Genomic DNA, 20,899 nt, shown 5'->3' on the forward strand with positions numbered 1-20,899 from the left:
AGGCTCGGGCATTTGGTGTTTCGACTGCCGATCCTATATAGATTATACGTGATTCAATCAGCACGATCGTGACAACCAGTTGACCGACCTGACGACACCGCGCGGGCCACAGGGTGGCCCCGACGACATCGAACCGATTTCCATCATCGAGGAAATGCAGCGCTCCTATCTCGACTACGCGATGAGCGTGATCGTGAGTCGTGCGCTTCCCGATGTCCGCGACGGTCTGAAGCCGGTCCACAGGCGCATTCTCTATGCCAGCCATGAGAGCGCTTACTACTGGAACCGCAAATATGTGAAATCGGCTCGCCCTGTCGCCGACGTCATGGGTAAGTATCACCCGCATGGCGACGCCTCGATCTACGACGCCCTTGTGCGCATGGCGCAGGACTGGTCTTTGCGCGTGCCGCTGATCGACGGACAGGGCAATTTCGGTTCAATCGATGGCGATCCGCCAGCAGCGATGCGTTACACCGAATCCCGCCTGACGAAAGTCGCGCACGAGCTTCTCGAGGACATCGACAAGGATACGGTCGACTGGCAGGACACCTACGATGCATCCGATCAGGAGCCGAAGGTTCTTCCGGCGCGCTTTCCGAACCTTCTGGTCAACGGGTCGGGCGGTATCGCGGTCGGCATGGCGACCAACATTCCGCCGCACAACCTCAGCGAAGTGGTCGACGGCTGTATCGCGCTGATCGACAATCCCGCGATCGAACTCCACGATCTGATGGAGATCATCCCCGGGCCTGACTTCCCCACCGGTGGCATCGTTCTGGGCAAGGCTGGGATCCGTAGCGCCTACGAGACCGGGCGTGGCTCGATCCTCATGCGCGGCAAGGTTCACATCGAGCAGATCCGCAACGATCGCGAAGCCATCATCGTCACCGAGGTTCCCTTTCAGGTGAACAAGGCCTCGATGATCGAGAAGATGGCCGAACTCGTGCGTGACAAGCGTATCGAGGGCATTTCGGACATTCGCGACGAATCCGATCGACAGGGCTACCGTGTCGTCATCGAATTGAAGCGGGACGCGGTCGCCGACGTCATCTTGAACCAGCTTTACCGGTTCACGCCGCTGCAGACCTCGTTCGGCGCGAACGTTGTGGCGCTCAATGGAGGAAAGCCCGAGCAGCTCAACCTGCTCGACATGCTGCGCGCCTTCGTGTTCTTCCGCGAAGACGTCATTAGCCGTCGCACCAAGTTTCTTCTGCGCAAGGCGCGCGAGCGCGCTCACGTCCTCGTCGGCCTGGCGATCGCGGTCGCCAATATCGACGAAGTTATCGCGCTGATCCGTAAGGCTCCAGATCCTCAGACGGCTCGCGAGCAATTGATGACGCGGCGCTGGCCCGCCCATGAGGTCGAGGCGCTCATTCTTCTGATCGACGATCCGCGTCACCGGATCAATGCGGAGGACGGCACCTACAACCTTTCCGAGGAGCAGGCACGCGCGATTCTCGAACTGCGCCTGCAGCGCCTTACGGCACTCGGACGTGACGAGATCGCGGATGAACTGAATTCGATCGGGGACGAGATCAAGGATTTCCTCGACATCCTGTCGTCCCGGGCGCGCATCCAGCAGATCGTCAAGGACGAATTGATCGCCGTGCGCGACGAGTTCGGAACGCCACGTCGCACCGAGCTTGTCGAGGGCGGTGCGGACATGGACGACGAGGACCTGATCGCGCGCGAGGACATGGTCGTCACCGTTAGTCATTCCGGTTATATCAAACGCGTTCCGCTTTCGATCTACCGGGCGCAACGTCGTGGCGGCAAGGGCCGTTCAGGCATGTCGACCAAGGACGAGGATTTCGTCACTCGGCTTTTCGTGGCCAACACGCACACACCGATCCTGTTCTTTTCCTCGCGTGGCATCGTCTACAAGGAAAAGGTCTGGCGTCTGCCGATCGGCACGCCCCAATCGCGCGGGAAGTTCCTGCGCAACATGCTGCCTCTCCAGGAGAGCGAGCGGATCACGACGATCATGCCGCTTCCCGAGGACGAAGAAAGCTGGGCAAATCTCGACGTCATGTTCGCGACGACACGCGGAACCGTGCGTCGGAACAAACTGTCCGACTTCACGCAGGTCAACCGCAACGGCAAGATCGCGATGAAGCTCGACGAGGAAGGTGACGAAATTCTCGGCGTCTACACCTGCACCGAGCATGACGACATCCTGCTGACGGCCGGGTCCGGCCAGTGCATCCGCTTCCCCGTGACGGATGTTCGCGTTTTCCAGAGCCGCAATTCGACGGGCGTGCGGGGCATCAATCTTGGCGAAGGCGACCGCGTCATCTCGATGGCGATTCTGCATCATGTCGATGCAACGCCGGCCGAGCGCGCTGCCTATCTGAAGCAGTCAGCGGCAGAGCGCCGGTCAATGACGGGTGAGGACGAGGAGATCGCGCTGACCAACGAAGAAGTTTCGGAGGATACGCAGATCGATTCCGGGCGGTATGAAGAACTGAAGACGCGCGAGCAGTTCGTTCTGACCGTCAGCGAAAAGGGTTACGGCAAGCGCTCGTCATCGTACGATTTCCGCGTTATCGGAAGGGGCGGCAAGGGCATTCGTGCCACGGACGTATCGAAGCTGAGCGAGATCGGCTCTCTGGTCGCGGCTTTCCCTGTCGACGCGGAGGATCAACTCATGATGGTTTCAAATGGCGGGCAGGTTATCCGCGTGCCGGTCGACGGCATCAGGATCGCGAGCCGTGCGACAAAGGGCGTGACAATCTTCAACACGGCGAAAGACGAAAAGGTTGTTTCGGTAGAGCGTATTTCCGATCCGCAAGGGGACGACGAAGAACTGGAAAGCGAGGCCGAAGTCGTTGCGCAGGCTGCCGCTGATGCGGCGTCCGACGAACCTGGCGACCAGTAATCAGAACGGGCGGCGCTCAATCTGGCGCTGTCTGTTCCGGATACGCACGCGCTGGGCTTCCTGATGCAGGCTGAATGCTGTGGCGATCAGCATTGCGAGGGTCATGGTGGCTGCGAGCATGATGATCATCATGATAGGTCTCCTTGCAGGCTTAACGAGGAATGAATCAAAAAGTTTCATCCACGGCTTGACATTCGCTCAACCGCACTGAACCGGCGCTGATCCTCGCATTCATTCAGCGTTCATTCTTCTCCATCCATTTGCCTTCCTTCATCTGTCTGAGTAGAAGCCTGCTATGACGAAGCGCATCGCTTTTTATGCTGGATCGTTCGATCCGCTTACCAACGGACATCTCGATGTCCTGAAGGGCGCGTTGACCATTGCCGACAATGTTGTGGTCGGCATCGGCGTTCAGGCATCCAAAAAACCGCTTTTCAGCTTCGACGAGCGGGTCGAACTGATCGAGAGCGCCTGCAACGATGAAATGGGCGATGCGGCTAAACGGCTGAAAGTTGTCGCATTCGATGGGCTTGTCGTGACCGCCGCAAGGGAGCAGAAAGCCTCGTTGATGATCCGCGGACTGCGCGACGGCACCGACCTCGACTATGAAATGCAGATGGCCGGCATGAACGAGACGATAGCGCCGGATCTGCAAACAATCTTTATTCCAGCGAGCCCGTCGGTCCGCACAATTACCGCCACACTCGTGCGCCAGATAGCCTCGATGGGTGGTGACATTACGGCTTTCGTTCCAAAGGCCGTCGCGCCTGCGCTGCGCAACAAATTCAATTAGATACAAGGGAGTTCGACATGTCCTTCGTTCGCTTCGCCTCATCTACGCTTGTTGCCGCGCTGTTGGCTTCCTCGGCGCTTGCTGCCGAGCCGGAGGACACGATGATCATCACCTTGAAGGATGGTGAGGTGACGATCGCGCTGCGACCGGATCTGGCGCCGCGCCATGTCGAGCAGATCAAGACGCTCGTGCGTCAGGGCGCGTACGACAATGTGTCGTTTCACCGCGTAATCGACGGTTTCATGGCGCAGACCGGCGACGTCGAGTTTGGCGACATGGAAAACGGCTATAACAGCCAGCGCGCCGGTACCGGCGGCTCTGACCTCGGCAATATTCCGGCAGAGTTCAGCCAGGAGAATTTCGTGCGAGGCACGGTTGGAATGGCGCGCGCACAGGATCCGAATTCGGCAAATTCGCAGTTCTTCATCATGTTTGCACCTGCACCTCCGCTCGACGGCGCCTATACGATCGTCGGTGAAGTCGAAAGCGGCATGGAATTCGTCGACAACATCAAGAAGGGCGACCCGGCCATGAACGGCTCGGTTACAGATCCCGATCGCATGATCGATGTCCGCATCGCCGCGGACGATTGATCGACTCCAAACTAAAAAAGGAAGGACTTCAAATGGCCGAGATCAAGGATCCGGAGAACACGATCGTCATGGAAACGACGACCGGTACGGTGACGATCGAGCTTTATCCCGATCTGGCGCCGGGTCATGTCGCTCGGATCAAGGAACTGGCACGCGAAGGCGCTTATGACGGCGTCGTTTTCCATCGCGTGATCGACGGTTTCATGGCGCAGACGGGTGACGTGAAGTTCGGCAAGAAGGGCGGCAAGGACTTCAACCCCAGCCGCGCAGGTATGGGCGGTTCGGACCAGCCGGACCTGAAGGCAGAATTTTCCAACGCCAACCACGGCCGCGGCGCGTGCTCGATGGCGCGGTCGCAGAACCCGAATTCGGCGAACTCGCAGTTCTTCATCTGCTTCGGCGACGCCGCCTTCCTCAACCGTCAGTACACGGTCTGGGGTCAGGTCATCGAAGGCATGGAGCATGTCGACAAGATCAAGCGCGGCGAGCCAGTTCAGGACCCTGATTCGATTGTCTCGATGAAGGTTGCGGCTGACGCCTGATGCGCCTGTTGCTGATTGCAGCATTGGTGATGACAAGTGCCGGGAGCGTTCACGCTTCCGGCACGATTTCTTGCGCGGGTGAGCCGGATGTTTCGGTCGACCTGACCATCGGCAGCTTGCCGGTTCTTTCCATTGTGGCGGCGCAAATATCCGTGGGCAAAGAGTACCGCGGCATAGGCGCGGATGGCGACCAAGCCATCGTCGTCGGGCAGGCCATTCGCGAAAATGACAGGATCATGGTGGATTTCACCGACCCGAACATCGAGCGCATCGTTGCCGAATTGCGCCTTTTCGAAGCGCTTGAGGAGCGCGACCACGCAATGGCAGGCACGCTTCGGATCGCAGGCGATGGCGCCTATGCGCTGACCTGCGTCGGCCCCTGATCTGCCATGCGCGTCGATCTTTTCGATTTCGAACTTCCCGAAGAGTGCATCGCCTTGCGCCCGGCCGAACCGCGCGATGCAGCACGTATGCTCGTCGTTGACGGCGATGAACTTTCGGATCGTTTGGTCAAAGACCTACCGTCCTTTCTGCGTGACGGCGATGTGCTGGTCTTCAACGACACCAAAGTCATCCCGGCGCAATTGACGGGTCTGCGTCGCCGCGGCGAGGCCGTCAGCGAGATCGACCTGACCTTGCACATGCGCGTTGCGCCCGATCGCTGGAAAGCGTTTGCACGTCCCGCCAAGCGTTTGAAGGAAGGCGACCGTATCGAGTTCGGACACTCGGGCTCGATGTGCCTCGCAGGCAGGCTGTCGGCTGACGTGGTCGAAAAAGGCGATGCGGGGGAGGTGACGCTCGCCTTCGATCTTTCCGGACCCGCTTTGGACGAAGCCCTCCACGCGGTCGGCCACATTCCTCTTCCACCTTACATCGCCTCAAAGCGAAACGAAGACGCGCGGGACCGCGCGGACTACCAGACCGTTTATGCGCGTGAGGAGGGGGCAGTTGCCGCACCGACCGCCGGGCTTCATTTCACGCCGGAACTCATGCAGTCGGTCGAGGCAACCGGGGCAGAAATCGCGTTCGTAACGCTCCATGTCGGTGCGGGAACGTTCCTGCCGGTCAAGGCGGATGACACAGACGATCACAAGATGCACGCGGAGATCGGCACGATCGACGCCGCGACTGCCAAGCGCCTGAACGCCGCGAAGGCTGCCGGTGGCCGCATCGTGGCTGTGGGAACGACATCGCTGCGACTTCTGGAAAGTGCCGCGCGTCCCGATGGCACGATAGAGCCATGGACCGGACCGACCGACATTTTCATCACGCCGGGCTACCGCTTCAAGGCAGTCGACGTGCTGATGACCAATTTTCATCTGCCGCGTTCGACGCTTTTCATGCTTGTCAGCGCCTTTGCCGGGCAGGAGCGCATGCGCGCCGCCTACCAACATGCCATCACAGGTGGCTATCGCTTCTATTCCTATGGTGATGCGAGCCTGCTCTTCAAAGCCGATATTTCATGACCGAAACTTTCCAGTTCAGCGTGCTTGCGACAGACGGGATGGCGCGCCGCGGCGAGATCACCATGCCGCGCGGAACCGTGCGCACGCCCGCCTTCATGCCGGTCGGCACGGGCGGTACGGTCAAGGCGATGTATCTCGATCAAGTGCGCGACCTCGGCTCCGACATCATTCTCGGCAACACCTATCATCTGATGCTGCGCCCCGGAGCCGAACGCATGGCGCGGCTTGGCGGCCTCCATGAATTTGCGCGCTGGCCGCATCCGATCCTGACCGATTCCGGCGGGTTTCAGGTCATGTCGCTGGCTCAGCTTCGCAAGATCACCGAAAAGGGCGTCACCTTCCGTTCGCATGTCGATGGTACGGTCCACGAAATGTCGCCGGAAAGGTCGATCGAGATCCAGGGCCTTCTCGACAGCGACATACAGATGCAGCTCGATGAATGCACCGCGCTGCCGGCGGCGCCCGATGCGATCGAAAAGGCGATGGAATTGTCGCTTCGCTGGGCGGAGCGCTGCAAGGTCGCGTTCGGAGACCAGCCTGGCAAAGCCATGTTCGGCATCGTTCAAGGTGGAGATGTGCCCGCGCTTCGCGAGCGCTCTGCACAGGCGCTCGCCGCACTGGACCTTAAAGGCTATGCGGTTGGCGGCCTTGCCGTCGGCGAGCCGCAAGATGTGATGCTCGATATGCTTAAGGTCACGACACCGCTCCTGCCGCAGGACAAACCGCGCTACCTGATGGGAGTGGGAACGCCAGACGACATTTTGAAATCTGTCGCGCGGGGCATCGACATGTTCGATTGCGTTATGCCGACACGCGCCGGACGACACGGACTTGCCTACACGCGTCGCGGCAAGGTCAATTTGAAGAATGCCCGCCACGCGGAAGATCACCGACCGCTCGACGAGGAAAGCAACTGCCCGGCGGCGCGTGACTACAGCCGCGCCTATCTTCACCATCTGGTGAAGTCGGGTGAGGCGCTCGGAGGGATGCTTCTGACGTGGAACAATCTTGCTTACTATCAGAGCCTCATGGGTGACATTCGTACGTCGATCGAGGCCGGTCGCTTCGAAGCCCGAGCAGGGGAAATCACCGAAAGCTGGAATAGAGGCGATCTGCCGACGCTTTAGCTACGTAGAAAAGGCGATCGATACTGACCAAGGTTGCCTTCATGACCAAATATTTTTCGGCCTACGGCATAGCGCTCGTCTTGTTTCTCATCATCGACGGGCTGTGGCTCGGCATCGTCGCGCGAAATTTTTACGCCGTTCGTATGGGCGATCTGATGTCGGACAGTCCGCGATGGGGCATGGCGGCGGTCTTTTACATTTTCTATCTCGTGGGCCTGGTCTATTTCGCAATATCCGTCGGTATCACGAATGCTAGCTGGACAGCAGCCGCATTCAACGGCGCGCTCTACGGGTTCTTTTGCTATCTGACCTATAATTTCACCAATCTTTCCGTAGTTCGCGATTTCGACACGACGCTGGCGTTTGCCGATACCGCATGGGGTACCTTGATGAGCGCTGCCGTTTCTGCAGGAACGGTTGCGGCCCTCCAATGGCTCGGTCACGTGAAATAACGTGCTTGAGATCGCCGTGAGTTGAGTTGCTTTGGGTTTCGGCCCGGTGGTAGCTTCGTCGCGAGGGCAACGGACAGGGGGCAGTGATGATTGGTCGGAGTCTTTCAGGCATTTTGCTCATGCTGGCCTTGCTTTTCTCGCAAGTGCAGATCGCTGCTGCCCAATTGTTCGAAACGCGAGCCCAGCAGGGCTTCATGATCGATGCCGATACCGGCACGGTCCTGTTTTCGAAGGACCCGGACGCGCTGATCCCGCCGGCTTCGCTTGCAAAGCTGATGACCATGGAGGTCGTCTTCGACGCCCTGAAGACCGGACGGCTGACGCTTCAGGAAGAGTTCTATGTCAGCGAGAATGCGTGGCGCAGCGGCGGTGCAATGTCCGGCGGGTCGACCATGTTCGCGGAAGTGCGCTCGTCGATCACGCTCGAAAACCTGATCCAGGGCGTCATCGTGCAGTCCGCCAATGACGGTTGCATCATCATCGCGGAAGGTATGGCCGGCTCTGAAGACAACTTCGCCCTGTTGATGAATGAGCGCGCGCGTGAGATCGGGCTCACTCGTTCGGTATTCAAGAATTCGACCGGACTTCCAGCGGAAGGGCAGGTCGTAACGGTTCGGGAACTTGCCATGCTCGCGCGCCATATCTGGTCGGAATATCCCGAATATTATCGATATTATGCGCAGCCCGACTTCACCTGGAACAACATCACTCAGCGCAACCGCAATCCCTTGCTGCGCATGAATATCGGCGCGGACGGCATGAAGACTGGCTTCACCACCGAGTCGGGCTACGGCATTGTAGGGTCCGTCGCGCGTGATGACCGGCGTCTTTTCGTGGCCTTGAGCGGCATGGAAAGCGATGCCCAGCGCGCCGAGGAAGCTCGCAAGATCATAGACTGGGGCATGCGCGCCTTCGACAAATACGAAATCTTTGCAGCCGACGAGATTGTGGGGGAAGCCAAGGTTTATGGCGGCGCAAAGTCCGGTATCGCCCTGCGGTCTGATGGCCCCATCTCTTTGTTCGTGCCTCTGACGAACCGGGACCGGCTCGTCGCGCGCATCGTCTATGACGGACCGGTTGTTGCGCCGGTGGAAGAGGGCACGCCCATCGGTGCCCTGAGAATATGGATCGGCGATTCGATCAGCCAGGAAACGCCGCTCTATGCTGCCGAGTCGATCGGGCAGGGTGCACTTCATCAACGTGCGCTCGACGCCGTTGAAGAACTCGCGATCGGCTGGTTGCGTTAAGAGCCCTATCTGGGGATCGCCGCGAACACCACTGCTTTCCCGGGTCGCATTCATGGCGCATTTCGCCTATTTGAAGGGCTGCGTCCGATATGGCGGATGGCGAAAGGATGCGCATGCCCAAGGGCCATTTCATCACCTTTGAAGGCGGCGAGGGTGCCGGCAAGTCGACCCAGATCCGTATCCTTGCAGACCGTTTGGAGGCTGAAGGTCACGAGGTCGTTGTCTCGCGTGAACCAGGCGGTTCGCCCGGCGGCGAAGCCGTACGCCACGTGCTTCTATCTGGTGCTGCCGAACCATTCGGACCGGCGATGGAGGCAATGCTTTTTGCGGCGGCGCGCTCCGATCATGTCGAGCAGATTATCCGACCCGCAATCGATGCCAGAAAGATCGTCCTGTGCGATCGGTTTCTGGATTCATCACGTGTCTATCAGGGCGTTTCAGGGCGGCTCGACAAGGATTTCATGCGCGCGCTCGAAGCCGTCGCCATCAATGGAATGATGCCGGACCTGACGATCATCCTCGATCTCGATCCGACTGAGGGGATGCGCCGAGCCGCAGTCCGCCGTGGTTCGCAGGACGCCGACCGCTACGAGAAGGAAAATCTCGTGCTGCATGAAGAACGACGCGAAGCCTACATCGATATCGCCCGCGCAGAGCCCGCGCGGTGCGTGATCGTCGATGCGGCGCAAAATGAAGCCGCTGTTGCCGACGCGGTTTGGCATCGTGTTGCCAAGGTCCTCTCCCCGTCCGACAGTCTGCTTCAGGTGGCAGATGAGCTTTGAGCGGATAGCGCCAGAGCAATATGACACGATCCCGGACATCCCGGAGCCTGTTGAGCATGGCCATTTCTTTGGTCATCGCGGCGAGGCGGAGGATTTGGCGCGCGCTTATGCAGACGGCAAGTTTCACCACGCGCTTATTCTCTCCGGACCCCGAGGCATTGGAAAGGCTACACTTGCCTTCCGACTTGCCTATCACATCCTTTTCAATCCGGACGCCTCGAAGGCGCCTGCGGCGCTGACCGATGTCGATACGGCGTCGACCCTCTTCCGACTGATGGCGCAAGGCGCGCATCCCTCGCTGCTTCATCTGACGCGGCCCGCCGCTGAACGCGGAACCGGTTTCAAATCCGCCGTCACCGTCGACGAGATCAGGCGAGTCGGACGCTTTCTGTCAATGACGTCGCATGATGGCGGATATCGCGTTGTGATCGTCGATGCCGCCGACGACATGAACCGGAATGCCGCGAACGCGCTTCTGAAAAGCCTCGAGGAGCCGCCGCCGCGCACCCTATTTCTACTGATCGTTCATTCGGTGGGGCGTATGCTTCCAACCATCCGGTCACGTTGCCAACTCGTGAAGCTCAAGCCGCTGGACGAGCGCGCTCTTGGGCAAGCTCTTCAATCCATTTCGCCCGGCACGGATAGCCCAGAAACCCTGATCCGGCGTGCCGGCGGCAGCGTGCGCGACGCACTCTTGATGACGCATTTCGGTGGGCTGGACATTGCAGAAGCGGTTGATGCGCTCGTCTCGGCAACTCGCTTCGATGTCGCCAGTGCCTACAAGATTGCCGACGCAGTCGGTGGCCGTGACGCTACCGTGCAATTTCAGCTTTTCAACGAGCATATCGCGACGATTGCCGAGGCGAGGGCGCGCTCGGCGGGTGAGACTGGTGACCCCGAAGCAGCCGCGCGGCTGGCGGAAGACTGGGCCGCTATCCGTCAGCAAATCGGCGATACCGACACCTACAATCTCGACAAGCGGCAGCACGTCGTCTCCCTGCTCGGCCGTCTTTCCAGCGCGCGCTAAGCTGGCTCCGACTGGTCAAAACCCGGTTCGTGGTCTATGTGACCGCGACACGCATGAAGGACCGAGCAGAGCATGGCCGCCGAGAAATTTTACATTACGACCGCGATTTCCTACCCGAACGGCAAGCCGCATATCGGTCACGCCTATGAATTGATCGCGACAGACGCGCTGGCGCGCTTCCAGCGCCTCGACGGCAAGGACGTCCATTTTCTGACCGGCACCGACGAACACGGCATCAAGATGCTGCAAACGGCGCGCAAGGAAGGCATTACGCCGCGCGAGCTTGCGGATAGGAATTCAAACGAATTCAAAAAGATGGCGCAACTTCTCAATGCGTCGAACGATGACTTCATCCGCACCAGCGAGGAGCGTCACAAGGTTGCTTCTCAGGCTATTTGGCGCGCGATGGAAAAGAACGGCGACATTTACAAGGGCGGATATGCCGGCTGGTATTCCATTCGCGACGAAGCCTATTACGGCGAGGATGAAACGGAAGTTCGAGAGGGCGTGAGATACGGACCGCAAGGATCGCCTGTCGAGTGGGTCGAGGAGGAAAGCTATTTCTTTCGCCTCTCGGCATATCAGGATCGCCTGCTCACGCTGTACGACGAACAGCCTGACTTCGTCGGGCCTGTCGAGCGCCGTAACGAGGTGGTTAGCTTCGTGAAATCAGGCCTGAAGGACCTGTCGATCTCGCGCACGACGTTCGACTGGGGGATTCCAGTTCCCGGTGACGAAAAGCACGTCATGTATGTGTGGGTCGACGCGCTGACGAATTACCTCACCGCAGTCGGTTATCCGGATGAAAACGCGCCACTTTGGGCGCAATGGCCGGCGGACGTTCACGTCATCGGCAAGGACATTACGCGCTTTCACGCCGTTTACTGGCCTGCGTTCCTGATGTCGGCCGGGATCGCGCTTCCAAGGCGCGTTTTTAGCCACGGCTTCGTTTTCAACCGTGGTGAAAAAATGTCGAAGTCGGTCGGAAATGTGGTCGATCCGGCCTCGCTGGTCGAACATTATGGGCTCGATCAGTTGCGCTATTTCCTGCTGCGCGAGGTGCCGTTCGGCCAGGACGGCAATTATAGTCATGAGGCGATCGTTAACCGCACGAATGCCGACCTTGCCAACGACCTTGGAAATCTCGCGCAGCGTTCGCTTTCGATGATCGCCAAGAATTGCGCGGGCAGGGTGCCTTCGCGCGGCGAGCTGACAGCCGTCGATCAGGCGATGCTCGCGCAATCGGTCGAGGCGCTTGATGCCGCTCGCAAGGCCATGGGGCAACAGGCGCTGCATAATGCGCTGGCCGCGATCTTCGCGGTCGTTGCCGAGGCTAACCGTTACTTTGCCGGTCAGGAACCGTGGGCGTTGCGCAAATCCGACCCTGCGCGCATGGAAACGGTACTCTACACGACAGCCGAATTGCTGCGTCGGGTTGCCATTTTGTGTCTGGCCTTCATTCCGCAATCGGCCGAGAAATTGCTCGACCTGCTCGGTGTGTCGGAAAGGGACCGTCAATTCGCGAAGCTGGCCGATGGTTGGCTGGGCGAGGGGATGGAATTGCCGGTGCCCCAGGGAATTTTCCCGCGATACGTGGAGAGCGAGGCCACGAACGCGTGAAAATGCTCGTCGATAGCCACTGCCATCTCGATTTTCCCGAGTTCGAGAGCGAACGCGACGCGATCATCGAGCGGGCACGCGAAGCCGGCGTCGAGCGTATGGTGACGATCTCGACGCGTGTGCGCCGTTTCGATCAGGTGCGCGCCATCGCCGAGGCGCATGACGGGGTCTATTGTTCTGTTGGCACGCATCCGCACAATGCTCACGAGGAACTCGACGTCTCTACCGACGATCTCGTGTCTCTTAGCTCACATCCCAAAGTGGTCGCCATCGGCGAAGCGGGTCTCGATTACCATTACGACAAATCGCCGCGAGACGCTCAAGCTGAGGGCTTTCGCAATCATATCGCTGCTGCTCGTATTACCGGTTTGCCGCTGATCATCCACGCTCGGTCGGCCGATTCCGACATGGCGACTATCTTGGAAGACGAATCGAAAAACAGCGCGTTTCCCTTTGTTCTACATTGCTTTTCGTCGGGCGCGGAGCTCGCAAGAACGGGCGTCGCGCTGGGCGGATATGTATCTTTTTCCGGGATTTTGACATTTCGGAATTCGGAGGACATTCGCAAGATTGCGAGGCAGGTTCCGCATGATCGACTGCTGGTGGAAACGGACGCGCCGTTTCTCGCACCGGTCCCGTATCGCGGCAAGCGCAATGAGCCGTCCTTTGTCGCGCGTACGGCGGCCGTTCTGGCCGATACGATTGGGATCAGCGATGAAGATATCCGAACGCTAACGACCGACAACTTTTTTCGGCTCTTTTCGAAGATGCCGCGGCCGCAATGAGCGATCGCTATCGCTTCACGATTCTCGGATGCGGCTCGTCGCCCGGTGTGCCGCGCATCACGGGCGACTGGGGCAATTGCGATCCGTCCAATCCTAAAAATCGGCGTAGCCGTGCCGCCGCCATGGTGGAACGGATCGGTTCGGCAGGTGTGACGCGCGTCGTGATCGACACAGGTCCTGATTTTCGAAGCCAGATGATCAGTGCGCGCGTCGATAGTCTGGACGCGACGGTTTATACGCATCCGCATGCCGATCACATTCACGGCGTCGACGATTTGCGCGGATTTGCACTCGTGCAACGCCGACGCATGGACATATATGCCGACACCTCGACGCTTGAGCGACTGATAGAATCATTCCGCTATTGCTTCGAAACACCGCCCGGAAGTGCCTATCCGCCGATCCTGACGCCGCATGTAATCGCTCATGACGAGCCGTTCCATATAGATGGAGCTGGCGGACCGATCGAGTTTACGCCATTGCCGCAACTCCACGGTGATATTGTCTCGCTCGGCTTTCGCATCGGCCCGCTGGCCTATTGTTCCGATGTCAGTGATTTGCCTGATGCAACGGTTGCAAAGCTTGTAGGGTTGGAGGTGCTGATCGTCGACGCGCTTCAATACAAAACCCATCCAAGCCATTTTTCTCTCGGACAGGCATTGGAGTGGATCGACAGGTTGAAGCCGGAACGTGCGGTGCTAACCCACATGCACATACCGCTGGATTACGAGACCGTGCAAAAGGAAACGCCAGGCAATGTCGAGCCTGCCTATGACGGTATGGTCATCGATTTTCAAATCTGACCACACATTATAGTTCCATAATCCATCTTATGCGACTGATGTGTCGCATCTTGCGTTGCCGATTGCGTATTGGGAATTCGCTCCCCGCTATGAAATCGATGCGGGTGCTTATGGGCGTCGTAAAATCATCAGGCATCCGGCTAACGCCAGTTGAAACATAAAAAGACCGCCGGCTTGCGGCGGTCTTTTGAGCTCCAGTGAAGCGAACGGTGCAGCGACCCTTCGTCGAAATCAGAATGGAATTTCGTCGTCCATATCGCGGCCGTAGCCGCCACCGCCAGAACCGCCACGGCTGCCGCGATCGTCCGACGGCCCGGACTGTCCAAAGTCGCTGCGGCCGCCGCCGGAATAATTGCCGCCGCCACCGCCATAGCCGACCTGACCCTGATCGCCACCCTGCCCGCGCGAATCCAGCATCTGGAGTTCGCCACGGAATTTCTGCAGCACGATCTCGGTCGTATATCGCTCGACGCCGTCTTTTTCCCATTTCCGGGTTTGCAGCGCGCCTTCGATATAAACCTTCATGCCTTTTCTCAGATATTGCTCCGCGACCTTGGCAAGGTTGTCGTTGAAGATAACGACCTGGTGCCATTCCGTCTTTTCGCGGCGCTCGCCCGAGTTTTTATCGCGCCAGCTTTCCGACGTCGCAATGCGCAGATTTACGACCGGATCGCCGGAGTTCAGGCGGCGGGTTTCCGGATCGGCTCCCAGATTTCCCACCAGGATGACCTTGTTGACACTGCCTGCCATATCGCTCTCCAAAAACGCGTGATCGATTGTCGGGCCGCAACATAGGACATGCCGACCTTGGTCGCCTGCCGCAAATTATCTTGGTCCACAACAATAATGTTCCATATTTGTTCTAATTCGGTATAACTGGAAAATCAACCCGACCCGAAACAGTGTTCGTCCGCAGACAAAGGCCCTTGACCGTTAAGGTTCAAGGGCCACTGAGCCGTTCGATGACGGTGTTATCTATACTGGATTTTCGAAAGCGGCTTGACGCCGTTCGATAATTGTCTGGAATTTTGATCAATCGCCGAGTGTTTTTCGGCGCGATTGCATCGTGGCAATCAGAGTATGTCCGGTGGAGTCATGCCTCACCTCATGCTTTGTCGCGGACGCCTACAAGAAGCCGACTTTCATACCGTGCGCCCGACATTCCCTTGCGTCAATTACAAATTGATTGTCAGGAGCATGTTCATTATTCGTTCTTTTCACTTGAAAGCATGGCGGAAAAGGCTGAAAAGCGCTTGATCGACAGCGCGCCCTCGACTGCTGCGCGTGAATACCTACATGTGCGGCTTGCCGGACAGCTTACGGTCCGGTTTCGCAATCAAGAGGCGGCGTTCGGCCCATGGCGGACCACAAGTTCATTTCCGTGCGCGGCGCGCGCGAGCACAATCTAAAAAATGTCGATCTCGACCTGCCGCGCGACAGCCTGATCGTGATGACGGGCCTGTCGGGGTCCGGCAAGTCCTCGCTCGCCTTCGATACGATCTATGCAGAGGGCCAGCGCCGTTATGTCGAAAGCCTGTCGGCCTACGCGCGCCAATTCCTCGAGATGATGCAGAAGCCGGACGTCGATCAGATCGACGGTCTGTCGCCGGCCATCTCGATCGAGCAGAAAACGACCTCGAAGAACCCCCGCTCGACCGTCGGCACGGTCACCGAAATCTATGACTATATGCGCCTCCTGTTCGCGCGCGTCGGCGTCCCCTACTCGCCAGCGACGGGTCTGCCGATCGAGAGCCAGACGGTCAGCCAGATGGTCGATCGTGTTCTGGCGCTCGACGAAGGCACGCGGCTTTATATTCTCGCGCCGATCGTGCGCGGGCGCAAAGGCGAATACCGCAAGGAACTTGCCGAATTGATGAAGAAGGGCTTCCAGCGCGTGAAGGTGGACGGCGCTTTCTACGAGATCGCCGACGTGCCTGCGCTCGACAAAAAGTACAAGCACGATATCGATGTTGTCGTGGACCGTGTCGTGGTTCGCGCCGACCTCGGGACGCGGTTGGCGGATTCGATGGAAACCGCGCTGCGGCTAGCGGATGGCCTTGCCATCGCCGAGTTCGCCGACAAGCCGCTCGGCGCGGAAATGACCGGGGCGGACGCCGTCAACAAGTCGAAGAACGAGACGCATGAGCGGATACTGTTCTCCGAAAAGTTCGCCTGTCCGGTGTCTGGATTCACGATCCCGGAGATCGAGCCGCGGCTGTTTTCCTTCAACAATCCATTCGGCGCGTGTCCGACCTGCGATGGTCTTGGGCATCAGCAGGCGATCGATCCGTCGCTGATCGTGCCGGAAGAGCATGTCTCCCTGCGCGAGGGCGCGGTCGCGCCGTGGGCGAAATCGTCGTCGCCTTACTACGTCCAGACCTTGGAGGGACTCGGCAAGGCATACGGTTTCAAGATCGGCGACCGTTGGCGCGACCTGCCGGACGAAGCGAAGAACGCGATCCTGCACGGCACCGGCACGCGCAAGATCGATTTTTCCTATGATGACGGCATGCGCAGCTACAAGACGTCGAAGACGTTCGAGGGCGTGATCACCAATCTGCAGCGGCGCTGGAAAGAGACGGAATCGGCCTGGATGCGCGAGGAGATCGAGCGCTTCATGTCGGCAACCCCCTGCCCGGCTTGCAATGGCTATCGGTTGAAGCCTGAGGCGCTGGCGGTCAAGATCGATGGCCTTCACATCGGTGAAGTGACCGCAATGTCGATCCGGAACGCGGTGGGCTGGTTCGAGGAGTTGCCCGCGTCCTTCAATGCAAAGCAGGCAGAGATCGCCGTTCGCATCCTGAAGGAAATTCGCGAGAGGCTGCGCTTTTTGAACGATGTCGGGCTCGATTATCTGACTATGTCGCGAAACTCCGGCACACTGTCGGGCGGTGAAAGCCAGCGCATCCGGCTGGCCTCGCAGATCGGGTCGGGATTGACCGGCGTGCTCTACGTACTCGACGAGCCGTCAATCGGTCTCCATCAGCGCGACAACGCGCGCCTGCTCGATACGCTGAAGCATCTGCGCGACCTCGGCAACACGGTCATCGTGGTTGAGCACGACGAAGACGCGATCCTGCAAGCCGACCACGTCGTCGATATCGGTCCGGCAGCCGGCATCCACGGCGGGCGCGTGATCGCAGAAGGCAAACCAGCCGATGTCATGGCGAATCCGAACTCGCTGACAGGTCAATATCTGTCGGGTGGGATGGGAATTGAGTTGCCGGCCGAACGGCGCAAGGCAAAAAAGAGCAAGCGGATTAAGGTCGTCGGTGCGCGCGGCAACAATCTGCGCAATGTCACGGCCGAAATCCCGCTTGGCACCTTTACTGCCGTCACCGGCGTTTCGGGCGGCGGCAAGTCAACCTTCCTGATCGAGACGCTTTTCAAGGCTGCGTCGCGCCGCATCATGGGATCGCGCGAACATCCTTCCGAGCATGACCGTATCGAGGGGCTCGAATTTCTCGACAAGGTCATCGATATCGACCAGTCACCGATCGGGCGCACGCCGCGCTCCAATCCGGCGACCTATACGGGCGCGTTTACGCCGATCCGCGATTGGTTTGCCGGCCTGCCGGAAGCCAAGGCGCGCGGTTATCAGCCTGGGCGCTTTTCCTTCAACGTGAAGGGCGGTCGCTGCGAGGCCTGCCAAGGCGACGGCGTCATCAAGATCGAGATGCACTTCTTGCCGGACGTTTACGTGACCTGCGATGTTTGTCACGGCAAGCGCTACAACCGCGAAACGCTGGATGTGACGTTCAAGACCAAGTCGATCGCCGATGTGCTCGACATGACGGTCGAGGAAGGCGTCGAATTCTTCGCAGCCGTGCCTGCCGTGCGCGACAAACTTGCTACCCTGAAAAAGGTCGGGCTAGGCTATATCAAGATCGGCCAGCAGGCGACGACGCTATCGGGCGGCGAAGCGCAGCGCATCAAGCTGGCCAAGGAACTGTCGCGCAAGGCGACGGGCAAGACGCTTTATATCCTCGACGAGCCGACGACGGGCCTGCATTTCCACGATGTCGCCAAGCTTTTGGAAGTGCTGCACGAACTCGTCGACCAGGGCAACACGGTTGTCGTCATCGAGCACAATCTGGAGGTCATCAAGACTGCCGATTGGGTTCTCGACCTCGGCCCGGAAGGTGGCGACGGCGGGGGACAGCTTGTGGCGTCCGGGACGCCCGAAGATGTCGTTGCCGAACCGAAAAGTTACACGGGACAGTTCCTGAAAGAACTTCTGGAGCGTCGGCCGGGCCAGAAACGCGAGGCTGCGGAATGAGCGAAAGCGGCACGATCCGCGCGGGAATGGGCGGCTGGACGTTCGAGCCCTGGGACACGACCTTTTATCCCGACAAGCTTGCGAAGGCGAAGCAGCTTCGCTATGCGTCCCGGCAGGTGAAGACGATCGAGGTCAACGGCACCTACTACTCGACCTTTAAACCCGCGACGTTCGCCAAATGGGCCGCAGACACGCCGGACGATTTCGTCTTTTCGCTAAAGGCAATTCGCTTTTCGACCAATCGACGTGTGCTCGCTGAAGCGGGCGAGTCCGTGCAACGTTTTCTCGATTCAGGCGTGGCGGAACTGGGGTCGAAGCTCGGGCCCATCCTTTGGCAGTTCGCGCCGACCAAGAAGTTCGATGCCGACGATTTCGAGGGATTTTTGAAGGTTCTGCCAGAAAAGCAGAATGGCGTGAAGCTGCGTCACGCGCTGGAAGTCCGAAACGATAAATTCGCCGCTCCCGAATTCGTTGGGTTGGCACGCAAGTACGGCGCATCTATCGTTTACGCGCATCATGAAAAATACCCGGAGATCGCCGACGTCACCGGCGACTTCGTCTATGCCCGCTTGCAGCGCGGGAGCGATGAGAACCCCGATTGTTATCCTGCCAAAGACCTCGACAAATGGGCGGAACGGGTGGCGGATTGGGCAAAGGGGGCCTTGCCGGACGACCTGTCTCTCACGGATACGGATCATAAGGCCGAACTGAAGCCACGCGACGTGTTCGTCTACTTTATCACCGAAGGCAAGGAGCGCGCTCCGCATGGCGCGATGGCGCTACAAACCCGGGTCGATTCATAGAAGTTCGCGCAGAATCTGCGGCAGGAGAGCGGGCAAATCGTCTGCGATCAGACCGTGGCCAAACCGGTTGCCGGCTTCGGCGTGAATCCACACTGCCGCGCAGGCGGCCTCGAATGCCGGCATCCCCTGTCCCGCAAGCCCGGCCACGATGCCGGCAAGCACGTCTCCCGATCCCGCAGTCGCAAGCCACGGTGACCCGTTTGCATTGATGGCGGCGCGTCCATCAGGAGCTGCGATGACGGTGTCTGGTCCTTTGTAAACGATAATCGCATCAGCCCGCTTTGCGGCCTGTCGGGCGCGTTCCAGTTTGGACCCATCCTGGATGTCCGGGAATAGCCGGCGGAACTCGCCTTCATGCGGTGTCAGAACCACCGTCGAAGCCGACCGTCCCACCATGGAAAACAACGTCTCAGGCATTTCCTCGAAGGAGGTCAGCGCGTCTGCGTCGAGAATAACGGACATCTCACTTTCGTGGCTCAGTATGGCTGCCGCAAATGCGCGTGCGCGCTCGCCGATTCCGAAAGCTGGCCCGATCACGCAAGCACTGGGCTGCCGGCTGACGAGAAGCTTCCTTAGATCATCGATTTCCTCCGTTTCGACCAGCATCGTCGAGGTCAGGTGTGCTGCGTTGATGTCTAGTGCGTCTTGCGGCGATCCGAGTGTTACCGCCCCTGCTCCGCTGCGCGCTGCAGCCATGGCGGAAAGCCTTGCAGCTCCCGTCTGATGGCGCGGCCCCGACAGCATAAGCACATGTCCACGCCGATATTTATGGGCATCCGCGGCCGGCCGGGAAAGCTGATCCGTCCATAGCGCCGGATTGTTCTGCCATGTTCGGCACTGGACGGTCTTCACATGTCTGTCCTCTATGCCGATATGGGCGACCGTAAGTCGGCCACATAGTGCGCGGCCGGGGTACAGCAGATGGCCCGGCTTCATGCGAGCAAAGGTCACCGTTTCGGTGGCCTGAAATGCATTGCCGAAATCCGCACCACTGTCGCCCGATACGCCAGATGGCAGATCGACGGCGAGCACTGCATTTTCTGCCGCCGCAATACGCGTCGCGATTTCGGCCACCATGTCGGGCAGTTTTCGCGATAAACCTGCTCCGAACAACGCGTCGATGACCAGCGCGCCGGGAGATGGAGCGAAATCTTCCAGCTCTTTGGGCCGTATCGGGCATTCTTTTAAAGCCCGGCTGGCATCTGTTCCCGGCACTGGTGTTCCGAACACCCATATACGGACGTTCCAACCCGTTTCGGCCAGAAGCCGGGCCACGACATATCCGTCGCCGCCATTGTTGCCGGGCCCACACAAAACGTCGGCCCCCGTCGCATCCGGAAAGGACGTCAGGGCTGCGCGCAATACGGCCGCCCCTGCCCTCAGCATCAGGCTGTAGCTGCCTTCCGGATCGCCAGCTGCTGTTTGGTCGACGATCGCCATTTCTGCAGGATTAAGGATTTCATCTGGCTTGATCATTAGTGCCTATTTTTCGTGCAAATGGCGCATTATTTGTGCTGTTTGATTTGTAGGGCTGCTTGACCTGAGCCACCTGCTCGTTTGTCCCAATCGTTCCCCACCCGTGGCAGGCGCACTAGTCTGCGAACAACGCGAAAAAGCGAAAATCCAACGCAAATTTCTGAAAAACTGGCATGAACCATGCTTACTCTAGGGTGAAACGGGACTGAATGCCCCGTTTTTAGCT

At 59.1% G+C, this 20,899-nt stretch carries 19 protein-coding genes; 16 read left to right on the forward strand and 3 right to left on the reverse strand.

Annotated elements, in window-relative coordinates; all coding sequences use genetic code 11:
* The first annotated feature begins 79 nt into the window (after positions 1–79).
* Positions 80–2,878, forward strand: a complete 2,799-nt coding sequence (gene gyrA / locus ACX82Z_RS07455) for a DNA gyrase subunit A (RefSeq protein ID WP_459587687.1) — start codon at positions 80–82, stop codon at positions 2,876–2,878.
* Here gyrA and ACX82Z_RS07460 read toward each other — a convergent pair whose 3' ends face one another.
* The gene (locus ACX82Z_RS07460) at positions 2,879–3,010 is read right to left on the reverse strand and encodes a hypothetical protein (protein WP_459587688.1); all 132 of its coding nucleotides are present in this window, start codon (positions 3,008–3,010) and stop codon (positions 2,879–2,881) included.
* Positions 3,011–3,173: 163 nt separating this feature from the next.
* Between ACX82Z_RS07460 and coaD the strand changes: the two genes are divergently transcribed.
* The 13 genes from coaD to ACX82Z_RS07525 all read left to right on the forward strand — a co-directional run bounded on the left by coaD (position 3,174) and on the right by ACX82Z_RS07525 (position 14,115).
* Entirely contained in the window at positions 3,174–3,671 is a 498-nt protein-coding gene (gene coaD, locus ACX82Z_RS07465; protein WP_459587690.1) for a pantetheine-phosphate adenylyltransferase, read from the forward strand.
* Between the two features lie 17 nt (positions 3,672–3,688).
* Complete coding sequence (locus tag ACX82Z_RS07470; RefSeq protein ID WP_459587691.1) at positions 3,689–4,264, forward strand: peptidylprolyl isomerase; 576 nt, start codon at positions 3,689–3,691, stop codon at positions 4,262–4,264.
* 32 nt (positions 4,265–4,296) lie between these two features.
* A complete protein-coding gene (locus tag ACX82Z_RS07475) occupies positions 4,297–4,806 on the forward strand; it encodes a peptidylprolyl isomerase (RefSeq protein ID WP_459587693.1) in 510 nt (169 codons plus the stop codon).
* Positions 4,806–5,189 (forward strand): hypothetical protein, encoded by a 384-nt coding sequence (locus ACX82Z_RS07480; RefSeq protein ID WP_459587694.1) that lies wholly within the window; start codon positions 4,806–4,808, stop codon positions 5,187–5,189. Before ACX82Z_RS07475 ends, ACX82Z_RS07480 begins: the two co-directional genes overlap by 1 nt.
* Before the next feature lie 6 nt (positions 5,190–5,195).
* Positions 5,196–6,272, forward strand: a complete 1,077-nt coding sequence (gene queA / locus ACX82Z_RS07485) for a tRNA preQ1(34) S-adenosylmethionine ribosyltransferase-isomerase QueA (RefSeq protein WP_459587696.1) — start codon at positions 5,196–5,198, stop codon at positions 6,270–6,272.
* On the forward strand, positions 6,269–7,399 hold the full coding sequence (tgt, locus tag ACX82Z_RS07490) for a tRNA guanosine(34) transglycosylase Tgt (protein ID WP_459587698.1): 1,131 nt from the start codon (positions 6,269–6,271) through the stop codon (positions 7,397–7,399). Before queA ends, tgt begins: the two co-directional genes overlap by 4 nt.
* Before the next feature lie 41 nt (positions 7,400–7,440).
* Entirely contained in the window at positions 7,441–7,851 is a 411-nt protein-coding gene (locus tag ACX82Z_RS07495) for a DUF2177 family protein (RefSeq protein ID WP_459587700.1), read from the forward strand.
* A gap of 119 nt (positions 7,852–7,970) precedes the next feature.
* A complete protein-coding gene (locus tag ACX82Z_RS07500; protein WP_459587701.1) occupies positions 7,971–9,098 on the forward strand; it encodes a D-alanyl-D-alanine carboxypeptidase family protein in 1,128 nt (375 codons plus the stop codon).
* 113 nt (positions 9,099–9,211) lie between these two features.
* Entirely contained in the window at positions 9,212–9,880 is a 669-nt protein-coding gene (gene tmk / locus ACX82Z_RS07505; protein WP_459911661.1) for a dTMP kinase, read from the forward strand.
* Positions 9,870–10,907 carry a DNA polymerase III subunit delta' gene (locus ACX82Z_RS07510; protein WP_459587703.1) on the forward strand — a complete coding sequence of 346 codons (1,038 nt, stop codon included), beginning with the start codon at positions 9,870–9,872 and terminating at the stop codon, positions 10,905–10,907. The genes tmk and ACX82Z_RS07510 overlap by 11 nt, the downstream gene beginning before the upstream one ends.
* Before the next feature lie 72 nt (positions 10,908–10,979).
* Entirely contained in the window at positions 10,980–12,527 is a 1,548-nt protein-coding gene (metG, locus tag ACX82Z_RS07515; protein ID WP_459587705.1) for a methionine--tRNA ligase, read from the forward strand.
* Positions 12,528–12,529: 2 nt separating this feature from the next.
* Entirely contained in the window at positions 12,530–13,312 is a 783-nt protein-coding gene (locus ACX82Z_RS07520; protein WP_459911662.1) for a TatD family hydrolase, read from the forward strand.
* The gene (locus tag ACX82Z_RS07525; protein ID WP_459587706.1) at positions 13,309–14,115 is read left to right on the forward strand and encodes an MBL fold metallo-hydrolase; all 807 of its coding nucleotides are present in this window, start codon (positions 13,309–13,311) and stop codon (positions 14,113–14,115) included. The genes ACX82Z_RS07520 and ACX82Z_RS07525 overlap by 4 nt, the downstream gene beginning before the upstream one ends.
* A 231-nt stretch (positions 14,116–14,346) precedes the next feature.
* Here ACX82Z_RS07525 and ssb read toward each other — a convergent pair whose 3' ends face one another.
* Entirely contained in the window at positions 14,347–14,865 is a 519-nt protein-coding gene (ssb, locus tag ACX82Z_RS07530) for a single-stranded DNA-binding protein (protein WP_459587707.1), read from the reverse strand.
* A gap of 607 nt (positions 14,866–15,472) precedes the next feature.
* Between ssb and uvrA the strand changes: the two genes are divergently transcribed.
* Positions 15,473–18,394, forward strand: coding sequence for an excinuclease ABC subunit UvrA (gene uvrA / locus ACX82Z_RS07535; protein ID WP_459587709.1), 2,922 nt, complete (start codon positions 15,473–15,475; stop codon positions 18,392–18,394).
* Positions 18,391–19,197, forward strand: coding sequence for a DUF72 domain-containing protein (locus tag ACX82Z_RS07540; protein ID WP_459587711.1), 807 nt, complete (start codon positions 18,391–18,393; stop codon positions 19,195–19,197). The genes uvrA and ACX82Z_RS07540 overlap by 4 nt, the downstream gene beginning before the upstream one ends.
* Here ACX82Z_RS07540 and ACX82Z_RS07545 read toward each other — a convergent pair.
* Entirely contained in the window at positions 19,192–20,673 is a 1,482-nt protein-coding gene (locus tag ACX82Z_RS07545) for an NAD(P)H-hydrate dehydratase (protein WP_459587713.1), read from the reverse strand. The genes ACX82Z_RS07540 and ACX82Z_RS07545 overlap by 6 nt on opposite strands.
* Positions 20,674–20,899: the final 226 nt, after the last annotated feature.

The organism is Aliihoeflea sp. PC F10.4 (assembly GCF_054612275.1).